This is a genomic window from Streptomyces sp. ActVer (assembly GCF_027270795.1).
Lineage (GTDB): Bacteria > Actinomycetota > Actinomycetes > Streptomycetales > Streptomycetaceae > Streptomyces > Streptomyces umbrinus_A.
The window spans coordinates 1-10687 of the sequence record NZ_JAPWHT010000362.1 but is presented as its reverse complement, the minus strand read 5'-3'; the positions used below and the strand labels follow the sequence as shown (position 1 = coordinate 10687).

At 72.6% G+C, this 10687-nt stretch carries 7 protein-coding genes and 1 tRNA gene; 1 reads left to right on the top strand and 7 read right to left on the bottom strand.

Annotation, left to right across the window (positions count from 1 at the left end; all coding sequences use genetic code 11):
- Positions 1-312: 312 nt before the first annotated feature.
- From O3Q52_RS39430 to O3Q52_RS39420, 3 genes are all read right to left on the bottom strand, one after another.
- Positions 313-954 (bottom strand): IclR family transcriptional regulator, encoded by a 642-nt coding sequence (locus tag O3Q52_RS39430; protein WP_143632657.1) that lies wholly within the window; start codon positions 952-954, stop codon positions 313-315.
- Positions 955-1361: 407 nt separating this feature from the next.
- Positions 1362-3161 (bottom strand): DEAD/DEAH box helicase, encoded by a 1800-nt coding sequence (locus O3Q52_RS39425; RefSeq protein WP_269653378.1) that lies wholly within the window; start codon positions 3159-3161, stop codon positions 1362-1364.
- A gap of 275 nt (positions 3162-3436) precedes the next feature.
- Positions 3437-4960, bottom strand: coding sequence for an MFS transporter (locus tag O3Q52_RS39420; RefSeq protein ID WP_269653377.1), 1524 nt, complete (start codon positions 4958-4960; stop codon positions 3437-3439).
- A gap of 276 nt (positions 4961-5236) precedes the next feature.
- Between O3Q52_RS39420 and O3Q52_RS39415 the strand changes: the two genes are divergently transcribed.
- A tRNA-Cys gene (locus O3Q52_RS39415) sits at positions 5237-5308 on the top strand.
- A 131-nt stretch (positions 5309-5439) separates the two neighbouring features.
- Here the strand turns inward: O3Q52_RS39415 and O3Q52_RS39410 are convergent.
- The 4 genes from O3Q52_RS39410 to O3Q52_RS39395 all read right to left on the bottom strand — a co-directional run.
- Positions 5440-6612 (bottom strand): SUKH-4 family immunity protein, encoded by a 1173-nt coding sequence (locus O3Q52_RS39410; protein ID WP_269653376.1) that lies wholly within the window; start codon positions 6610-6612, stop codon positions 5440-5442.
- Between the two features lie 302 nt (positions 6613-6914).
- On the bottom strand, positions 6915-7037 hold the full coding sequence (locus O3Q52_RS39405) for a hypothetical protein (protein ID WP_269653375.1): 123 nt from the start codon (positions 7035-7037) through the stop codon (positions 6915-6917).
- Positions 7034-9343 (bottom strand): xanthine dehydrogenase family protein molybdopterin-binding subunit, encoded by a 2310-nt coding sequence (locus tag O3Q52_RS39400; protein ID WP_269653374.1) that lies wholly within the window; start codon positions 9341-9343, stop codon positions 7034-7036. The genes O3Q52_RS39405 and O3Q52_RS39400 overlap by 4 nt, the downstream gene beginning before the upstream one ends.
- On the bottom strand, positions 9340-10687 hold a 1348-nt coding region (locus O3Q52_RS39395; RefSeq protein WP_269653373.1), incomplete at its 5' end, for a 2Fe-2S iron-sulfur cluster-binding protein. The genes O3Q52_RS39395 and O3Q52_RS39400, both read right to left, overlap by 4 nt.

The following is a 10687-nucleotide window of genomic DNA, read 5'->3' as shown; positions in this document are numbered from 1 at the left end:
GCCGCGCGCCTTTCAGGGGCCGGGGCTTTCCGGGGCCAGGGGGACCGCGCGCCTTTCTTTGGGGCGCGGGGCTCTCCGGGGCCAGGGGGACCGCGCGCCTTTCTTTGGGGCGCGGGGCTCTCCGGGGCCAGGGGGAACCGCGCGCCTCCCAGAGGCCGGGAGGGCCGCGAGTCTTTAGGGGCGCGGGGAACTGCGCAATCTTTCAGGGGCGCGGGGAACTGCGCGACCAGCCCCCACCACCCCGCAGACGACGCACAACCTCCCCCACAGCACCCCCAACCCCCCGCACCTTCCGAACCCTCCGAACCAAGATCACCGCAAGGCTTCAGCCACTTCCTTCGCCGCGTCAACGACACGCGGCCCCACCCGCTCAGGCACAGCATCGGCGAGCATGACCACCCCCACACTCCCCTCCACCCCGGTCACTCCGAGCAGCGGCGCAGCCGCCCCACTGGCGCCCGCCTCCAGCTCCCCGTGAGTAAGGGTGTACCCCGGCTCCTCCGCGGAAGCGGCCCGCGCGGAGAGGATCGCCTTGCCGGCGGCCCCCCGGTCGAGCGGATGACGGAACCCGGCGCGGTAGGCCACGTGATAGTCGGTCCACGTCGGCTCGACCACGGCGACGGCGAGCGCCTCCGCACCGTCGACCAGCGTGAGATGGGCGGTCGCCCCTATGTCCTCGGCCAGCGAGCGCAACGCGGGCAGCGCGGCCTCGCGGACCAGCGGATGCACCTGCCGCCCGAGCCGCAGCACGCCGAGCCCGACGCGGGCACGGCCGCCCAGGTCACGGCGTACGAGGGCGTGCTGTTCCAGCGTGGCGAGCAAGCGGTACACAACGGTCCGGTTGACTCCGAGTTTGTTGGACAGCTCGGTGACGGTCAGACCGTGGTCGGTGTCGGCGAGCAGTTTGAGGACACGCAGTCCCCGGTCGAGCGTCTGGGAGGTCTCCGCGGTCACGACGCCCACTCCTTAGTGGTGAGAGTCGACGGCCCCCTACGCGGCGGATGCGTCACCGGTCCCATCGGCGACGCGCGTCAGAGGCCGCCGGTCGGCAGCGTCCCGGGCTCTCCCGGGCGGGCACCGGCTGCGCTCCGCGGCGGCGCTGCCACGGGGCGTGTGCGTAGCGGGACAGTAGCGAGCTGGTTCGCTCAGCGGAAGTCTCCGTCCAGAATCCGGGCGTTCGCAGGTACGGACCGGGTTCGGTTACCCGGAGTTAGATTCACTTTCGCCCTGAAATATCCGGCGTATGCCACTCGGCGTGCACGACCCCCGCACAGAGCGCACACACGCGTGAGCGCCGGTGTCATGACGACACCGGCGCTCACGTGAACGTACCGGGGCGTGCGGGACTTACCGGGGCGCGGTCACCGCATCCGGGTGGCCCATTCCTGCACCTTGGCGATCCGCTGACGCAACTGCCCGGCCGTCGCCTCCGCGCTCGGCGGCCCGCCGCACACCCGGCGCAGCTCGGTGTGGATCACACCGTGCGGCTTGCCGCTCTGGTGGACGTACGCGCCGACCATCGTGTTGAGCTGCTTCCTGAGCTCCAGCATCTCCTTGTGGGAGACCACGGGCCGCCGCTCGGCGGGCAGTTCGAGAAGGTCGGCCTCGTCGTCCGGCTTCTTGCGGCTGTGCGCGATCTGCCGGGCCTGCCGCTTCTGGAGCAGGAGCTGGACCTGGTCGGGTTCGAGGAGCCCCGGAATACCGAGGTAGTCCTGCTCCTCCGCACTGCCCGGGTGGGCCTGCATGCCGAACTCGGCGCCGTCGTAGAGCACCCGGTCGAAGGTGGCCTCGGACTCAAGGGCCTCGAAGGAGAACTGCTCCTGCTCCCCGGTGTCCTCGTCCTGCTCCTTGTTCGCCTCCTCCATCTCCTTCTCGGATTCGGCGTACGGGTCCTCCTCGCCCTCCTTCTTGGGCTTGTCGAGGGCGTGGTCGCGCTCGACCTCCATCTCGTTGGCGAAGGTGAGGAGGTCGGGGACGGTCGGCAGGAAGACGGAGGCGGTCTCGCCGCGCCGCCTGGACCGTACGAAACGGCCGACGGCCTGGGCGAAGAAGAGCGGCGTGGAGATGGTGGTCGCGTACACGCCCACCGCCAGCCGGGGCACGTCGACGCCCTCGGACACCATGCGGACGGCGACCATCCAGCGGTCGTCGCTGTGGCTGAACTCGTCGATGCGGTTGGACGCGCCCGTGTCGTCGGAGAGGACGAGGGTGGCCTTGCTGCCGGTGATGTCACGGATGAGCTTGGCGTAGGCGCGGGCGGATTCCTGGTCGGAGGCGATGACGAGGGCGCCGGCGTCCGGGATGCCCTTCCTGACCTCCGTGAGCCGCTGGTCGGCGGCGCGCAGCACGCTCGGCATCCACTCGCCGCGCGGGTCGAGGGCGGTGCGCCAGGCCTGCGAGATCGCGTCCTTGGTCATCGGCTCGCCGAGCCGGGCGGCGATCTCGTCCCCCGCCTTCGTACGCCACCGCATGTTGCCGCTGTAGGAGAGGAAGATGACGGGCCGCACGACGTGGTCGGCGAGCGCGTTCCCGTACCCGTACGTGTAGTCGGCGGCGGACCGCCGGATCCCGTCGTTCCCCTCCTCGTACGTGACGAAGGGGATGGGGTTGGTGTCGGACCGGAAGGGCGTACCGGTGAGCGCGAGCCGGCGGGTGGCGGGCTCGAAGGCTTCGAGGCAGGCCTCGCCCCAGGACTTGCTGTCACCGGCGTGGTGGATCTCGTCGAGGATCACCAGGGTCTTGCGCTGCTCGACGCGGTTGCGGTGCAGCATGTGCCGCACGCCGACACCGGCGTACGTGACCGCGACGCCCTGGTACTCCTTGCTGAGCGGCCCCGCGCTGTACTCGGGATCCAGCTTGATCCCTATCCGCGCGGCCGCCTCCGCCCACTGCTTCTTCAGATGCTCGGTCGGCGCGACCACGGTCACCTGCTGCACGACATGGTGGTGCAGCAGCCAGGAGGCGAGCGTCAGCGCGAAGGTCGTCTTGCCGGCTCCGGGTGTGGCGACGGCGAGAAAGTCACGCGGCTGCTCCTGGATGTACTTCTCCATGGCACCTTGCTGCCAGGCACGCAGCTTGCTGGCCGTGCCCCAAGGGGCGCGCCCGGGAAACGCGGGTGACAGGTGGTGCGAGGAGGTGGCACTGGCGGCGGTGGTAGTCACGGTCTCCGTGGGGTGGTTGAGCGGCTCGGCTATGGATGGCATCGGCTGCGTATGACAACCGGGCCACCCTACCGGCGGCCCCACCGCGTCAACGCGCGGACGACGCGGGGTCACCCTTGGATGGGACTCACGTCACAGAGAACTCCGTCGGGTGGGCGCGGCTTGTTCTCGTCGGCGGGGCGAGGCTTCGCCGGGGGCGGGAGCGGGGGCGAGACTTCGCCGGGGGCGGGAGCCAAGCGACGCCCCCGCGATCAGCGGGTCGGCAGGTCAGCACGTCAGCGGGAGTCGGTCCGCAGCCGTGTGGTAACCCAGGCCCCCACCAGCGCCACCCCGGCCATGGGCAGGAACACCGCGGCGAAGGCGGCTGGGTGGCCGCCGGAGGCGTTCGTGGCGGCATGGGTGACCGTGCCGCCGCCCAGGGCCGCGAAGGCCGCGCCGCCCGCGGCGAGGAGGAGGACGTTCGAGAGGCCGTCGGATATCTGGAGGGCGGCGGAGTTGGTGCCGGCCTCCTCGGGGGCGGAGAGGTGGAGCAGGAGGACGCTGGTGGAGGAGATCACGAGGCCCATGCCGAAGCAGCCGAAGGACCAGGCCACCGCGACCGTCCACACCGGCACCCCGTCGATCAGCACGCTCGGCGCGGCGGCGATGGCGGCCGCGGTCAGGACCATGCCCAGCATCATCAGCCGGTCCCGGTACGGTTCCACGCGCGCCCTGGACTGCACGAAGGAACCCAGCGCCCAGGTGCCCCCGCCCGCCGCCAGGGAGAATCCGGCCAGCGTCGGCGACAGCCCCCGCTCGGTGACCAGCATCAGCGGCACGAAGGACTCGGCCGCGATGAAGGACCCGGCGGCGATTCCGCGCAGCAGCACCACGGACGGCAGCCCGCGCGCCGCCAGGTAGGTCCCTCTGGGCAGCAGCCCGAGCACCGCCGGGATCAGGAGGGCGACCCCCGCCACGGCCGGGACCACCGAGAGCCACCTCAGGTCCTGCGCCCCGTACTGCAGCAGCCCGGCGCCCAGCGAGATGCCCAGCGCCAGCCGGATGCGCCGCCGGTCGAAGGGCGCGGCCACGGCTCCCCCGGCCGGGCCGGACGCCCGCCGCCGTATCTGCGGCAGCGCGAACGCCAGCGGCAGGAGGACGAGGACGGGTATGCCGACGAACACCCAGCGCCAGCCGAGGTGTTCGGTCACCGCGCCGGAGGCGAGCGGCCCGACCACGGACGGGATCACCCAGCTCGCCGCGAACGCCGCCATGATCGACGGCCGCAACCGCTCCGGATAGGCCCGCCCCACGACCACGTACAGCGCGACGATCACCAGCCCGCCGCCGAGTCCCTGCACGGCCCGCCCGAGGATGAACAGCCACATCACTCCGGCCGTCCCCGACAGCAGCAGCCCCGCCGCGAACGCCCCGATCCCCGCCGTCAGCGACCCCAGCGGGCCGGCGCGGTCCGACCACTGCCCGGCCAGCACCATCCCGAACAGGCTCGTCGTGAAGTACCCGGAGAACGCGAACGCGTACAACGAGACCCCGCCCAGCTCCCGCGCCGCCACCGGCATGGCCGTCCCGACCGCCGTCGCCTCGAAGGCGATCAGCAGCACGACGGACACGATCCCGATGCTGAGCGCCCGATGGGCACGCCCGAGGACACCCTCACCGGCGCCGGTCTCGGTCGCCGGAAGCTGTGCGGCCGACGTCGCGGGGGCGGCCGATGCCACAGGAGCGGCCGGGTGGGCAGGGTCGGCCAGGTCGGCCGGGGTCTCAGCGACGCCGGTGTCGCTCGGTTCCAGGGTGGTCATGCCCGCCAGCGTAAGGGGCACCACCGACATTGACCCCTGTCCGGAGACCGGTCCTGCCCCGGGACCTTGGTCGTACGACCACCCTCGCCCGCCCCTCCCTCAGCCTCCCTCCCCCACCCCTCCCCGCCTCCTTTCATGAACGCCGTGTGGCAGTCCCATTGCAGCCCCGCCCGATCGCTTGAGCCCCCTGCCGACAGCGCCGTACGTTCGACACAACGAGTCCGGAGCACCGGGAACACCGGGTGACCGGGTCACCGAAACCCCGGACTCAAGCTTGGCCGTGTGCCCGAGTGGCTTAGGGACTCGCCTGCAAAGCGAGGCACGTGGGTTCAATTCCCGCCACGGCCTCTGTTCGGTGTCGGGGTCGACCGCTGTCAGGCGGTCGGCCCCGACGCGTGTGTGGCGGCCGTGCGCAAGGCGCGCCTGCGGCAGCCGTACGCGACTGGTTCAGGCGGAGCCGTGCACCCGTGCACGGAGGCTCACAGCACCCCGCCCGCCTCGTCCTGGAACAGTTCCGTCCAGTAGTGCCAGTCCGCAGCGGAGGCGGAGCCCGTGGGGTCGACCGTCGAGAGGGTCTGCGTCATCGTCGTGGCCAACTGGTCGTAGGCCTCCGTCGTGAGTTCGTGGGACAGGGTGCCGTCGATGGCCTTCTCCCGGTGGAGCAGCCAGAGGGTGAAGGCCAGGGTGGAGACGTCCGTGTTGAGGGCGTGCAGGGTGGCCTCGGGCTCGCTCCAGTTGAGGACCGCGCCCGTCGAGCCGTCGACGACCAGGCTGTTGTCCTCGATGAGGTGGCCGAGGCGTATCAAGTGGTCGGAGCCGTCGGGGAGTTCGGCGGCGGTGTACTCGCCCGGGCGCTCGTCCTCGTAGTACTCGGCGAGGGTCGGCAGCGGCACGTCCGTGTCCAGTTGGAAGAGGAAGCCGTCCTCCGGCAGGCCCGTGTCGCGCAGGAAGCGGCGGGTCGGCTCGTGCGCCAGCGCCGCCGGGAAGTCGACGTCCTCGAAGCGCACGACCCGGCCCTGGCCGAACTCCTGGTCCAGCAAACGGTCGGGCAGGTCCAGGGTCAGGGTCTCGTCGGCGGGCGGGCCCGCGACGAGGGCCAGCGGGCGGATCAGCGCGGCCATCCGCCAGAACGGCGGGATCTCGCCGCCGGTGCCCTCCTCGAAGACCGCGAGCAGCTGCTGCGACATCGCGGCCACGGCCTTCGGCCCGAACCGGCCCTCGTAGGAGGCGAACCGGCCGCGTCTGGCCGCCATCTCCTCCGTCGCCGCCACGAACTCCGTGAGCGCCTGGAGCGAGGGCGCGAGCGGGCGACGGTCCATCAGGTCGGGCCGGTCGTGGAAGAAGTACGTGGTGGAGACCTCGCCCGTCGCCCCGTCGAGCAGGACCGACTCCGTCTCGGCGTCGGCGGGGCCGTGCAGCGCGCCTATCACCAGTTGGTCCCGCAGGTCCTCGGCGAGCAGGTCCGGGTCGCCGGTCGAGTCCGCCACCGTCCGGGGGCCGTCAGCGCGCAGTGCCTCGAAGGTCAACAGGCCGCCGTCGCCCGGCAGTCCGGGGCCCGCCAGCCAGCGCCGCGTCGCCGCGTGCGTGACGTACGGGTCCAGTTCGTCCTCGGTCAGGGTGATCGTCTTGATGCCGGCGTCCGTCGTGCTCATCGTTCCCCCGCGCATGGTTGTTCACAGTCCCCCGGCAGGACCGGACCGGGCGGAACGCTCAGGGAACTCCACGGGAACACACGCCTGGGACCCGTGGACAGACCCACGGAAAACGCTTGGAAAACCCGTGGAGGATGCCCCGCCGCCCAGCGGTCCTCCCCACTGCCCAGAACACTACGCGGCACCACTGACAACGCCCCGGCACCGCCGTGACCAGCGGATCACCGGCAGCCGGCAGCCCTCGGCCGAATCCGGCCCCGCAGCCCTCGGCCGAATCCGGAACTCACCTCGGCCGAAGTACCTCAGCCGAAGTACACGCCGCCCGCGACGACCACCACGGCAGCCAGCACGAACACCAGCACCCACAGCATCACTTTCCCGACGCCCGGCCCCGGTTCGTAGCGCGGCGGCTCGGGAGGGGTCACTGCGTCGCCGTCACCACGGCCGCCTGCGGCCTTATCGGCAGCCGGTTCACCGGGCGCCCCGTGGCCGCCCGTACCGCGGAGGCGACCGCGGCCGGGGAGGTGACCACCGGCACCGCGCTGACGGCCTTCGCGCCGAAGGGCGCGACGACGTCACGCTCCTCGACGAGCTTGACGATGCGGATGTCGGGGGTGTCGAGGGCGGTCGGCAGCGAGTACCCCGTGAGGTCGGGGTGGCGCACCAGCCCGCGCGCGGTGCGCAGGTTCTCCGTGAGGGCGACGCCGATGCCCTGGGTGACACCGGCCTCGATCCGGGAGGCGAGTTGCGCGGGGTTCAGCACCCGCCCGACGTCCTGGGCGAGCGCCATCTCCACGACCCGTACCGAACCCAGCTCGATGTCGACGTCGACGACCGCGCGGACCGCGCAGAAGGCGAGCCCCACGAAGGCGTCGCCCTGGCCGGTGCCGTCGAGCGGCTCGGTGGGGTGCGGGCGGCACTGCGCGGTGGCCCACAGCTCCTTGCCGTCCATCGCCTCCGCGACGGTGGTCGAGAGGACACCGTCGTACGAGGTGATCTTGCCGTCGGTGATCTGGAGGAGCTCGGTGGACATCCCGAACTTGTGGGCCAGGGGCTGCAGCAGCTGCGTACGGACCATCTTGGCGGCCCGTTCGACCGCGCCGCCGGACACCCAGGTGTGGCGGCCGCGGCAGCTGGGCCCCGCGGGGGGCTGATCGGTGTCCACGGAGGCGACGTGCACCTCTTCGATGCCGAGCGTCTCCTGGACGATCTGCCGGGCCAGCGTGGTGAAGCCCTGGCCGGTCTCCACGGCCGCGCAGAGCACGGTGGCGATGCCGTCGTGGACCTTCACGGTGGCGGTCGAGACCTCGTCCGCGCCCTCGGCGCCGAGCATGTGGACCATGCCCAGGGCGTAGCCGACGCCACGCCGTACGGCACCGGGTTCGCCGGCGCCCTCGGGGCCGCCGGGCAGCAGCCACTCGTCCTCGGGCGTGTCCTTCGGGAGGGCGGGCAGCGGGAAGTCCTGCACGGCCTGCAGCAGTTCGGCGACCGGGGCGGGGCACGTGACGGTCTGGCCGGTGGGAAGCACGTCTCCCGTGGCCATGGCGTTGCTCAGGCGCAGCTCGGCCGGGTCGACGCCCAGCTTCTTCGCCAGCTTGTCCATCTGGGCCTCGTAGGCGGCGCACACCTGCATGGCGCCCTCGCCGCGTACGTGCCCGGAGGGGGGGTTGTTGGTGCGCACGGCCCAGCCCTCGATGAAGGCGTTCGGCACGACGTACGGGCCGCAGGCGAAGGAGACGGCGGCGGCGAGGGCCTCGGACGACGTGTCGGCGTACGCGCCCGCGTCGAGCAGGATCTGCGCCTCGACCTTGACCAGCTTGCCCTCGGCGTCGGCGTGGTGCCGGTAGCGCAGGAGCGTCGGGTGCCGGTGGGCGTGGCCCAGGAAGGACTCTTCGCGCGTCGCGGTGAGTTTGACCGGACATCCGGTCTTCATGGCGAGCAGTCCGAGGGCGAGCTGGAAGCTCTGGTCCTCGCGGTCGGCGGTGGCGCCGGGCACTCCGGTGACGACGACCTTCACGCGCTCGGGTTCCAGGCCGTAGCAGGCGGCGGCCGTGTCGCGGTCGGCGTGCGGGTCGGTGGACGCCACGTAGAGCTCGACCCCGCCGTCGGGGCGGGGCACGGCGAGGCCGGCCTCCGCGCCGATCGGGGCCGGGTCCTGGCGGCCGATGCGGTAGAGGCCCTCGACGACGATCTCGCCGGCCGCGTCCGGGTCGCCGTGGCGCAGCGGGATGTGGCGGATCAGGTTGCCGTCGGGGTGCAGGGGTTCGGCCTCGAAGGCCTGCTCCGGGTCGGTCACCGGGTCGAGTGCCTCGTACTCGACGATGACGGCGGCCGCGGCCATGCGGGCGGTGTCGGGGTGGTCGGCGGCGACGGCCGCGATGGGCTCCCCGTGGTGGCGTACGACCTCGGAGGCGAACACCGGGCGGTCGGCTCTGCCGCGGCCGTGCAGTGCGGTGCCGGGCACGTCCTCGTGGGTGATGACGGCCCGTACGCCGGGCATCTCGCGCGCGTGGGTGGTGTCGATGGACAGGATGCGCGCGTGCGGGTGCGGTGATCTGAGGACGGCCGCCCACAGCAGGCCCTCGGCCCACAGGTCGGCCGCGTACGGGAAGGTGCCCTCGGTCTTGGCGCGGGCCTCCGCGGTCGGCAGGGACACGCCGAGGCCGTGGGGCAGCGGCTCCGGGGCGGTGCCGGGCTCCGCGGCGGTCGCGGTGGCGGTGTCGTTGCTCACGCCTGGCCTCCGTCCTGGCCGTAGGGCTGCTCATGCGGCTGTGGGGACTCGAACGCGGACGGGTTGACGCCGCCGGCGCCGGGGCCCGCCTGGTGCGGGATACGGGCATCCGCAGAGGGCGCGGAGTCCGCGGAGTCCGCGTTGTCCGCGGACGCGTGGGCCTCTCGCTCGGAGACGACCTCGCGCACGGCGTTCAGGACGCCCCGGTAGCCGGAGCAGCGGCACAGGTTGCCGCACAGGGCCTGGCGCGTCTCCAGTTCGGTCGGCGCCGGGTTGCCCTCCAGGAGGTCGTGCACGGTCATCGCCATGCCCGGGACGCAGAACCCGCACTGCACGGCACCGCACTTGGCGAGCGCCCGCTGGACGTCGGAGGGCTGCCCGTCGGCGGCGAGCCCCTCGACGGTGCGCACCTCGCTGCCCGCGGCGGTCACTGCGGGCACCAGGCAGGACGCCACGAGCCGGCCGTCCACCTGCACGTTGCAGGCTCCGCACTCGCCCTGCGAGCAGCCGTCCTTGGCGCCCGCGAGACCGAGCCGCTCGCGCAGTACGTAGAGCAGCGACTCGCCGATCCAGGCGTCCGTCACGGGCCGTTCGACGCCGTTCACCCGCAGGACGTACGAGGCCAGTGGGTGGTCGTTGTGCGCGGGCGTACCCGGCGAGTCGTCGGCCGCGGATCCCTCGGCGGCGTCGGCAGGTGACTCGGTGCGCTCCTCCGGAGAGTGCGCCCCGGTCTCGGAAGCCGGCTCGTCGGCGCGTTCCGGGGGGCCGTGGGCGGCCTGTGCCTCACCCGGCTCCTCGCGCATCGTGCCTTCGCGCATCGATTCTTCGCGGTCCACGGAGACCGCGATCTCGTCGGCGTGCTCTCCGGAGACGTCGATGATCTCGGCCGCTTCGATCTCCGCGGCGCTGGGCCCGACGGGGCCGTGCTCGGCGTGGGCCGCGGCCTCCTCGGCAGGCGACTGCTGTTCGGGACCGGACTGCTGGGCCCAGGGCTCGTTGGCCCAGGGCGCCGCCGCTCCGCCCGGCAGGGTCGCCGGAGGGGTCCCGCCCCACTGCTCGACCAGGGTCGAGGTCGTGAACTCGCCGGACTCGTCGGGCAGATCACCGTCGGCGACGGGAATGGACCACTGTCCGGTCACGTCCTGGCCGGGAGCGCCCTGGTCCCCGTGACCGCCCTGTGAGGGCTCGTCGAAGGTCCACTGGCCGGTTGCCCCCGGGTTGTACGCGAAAGCGTCCTGGGCGGGCTGCCGGTGCTCCTCGGGCAGGGGGTTGGGGTCGGGCCACTGCACGGCCTGCGGCTGCCCGCCCTCGGGGCCCTCGGGCGGCGCGGCCCACGCGCCGGGC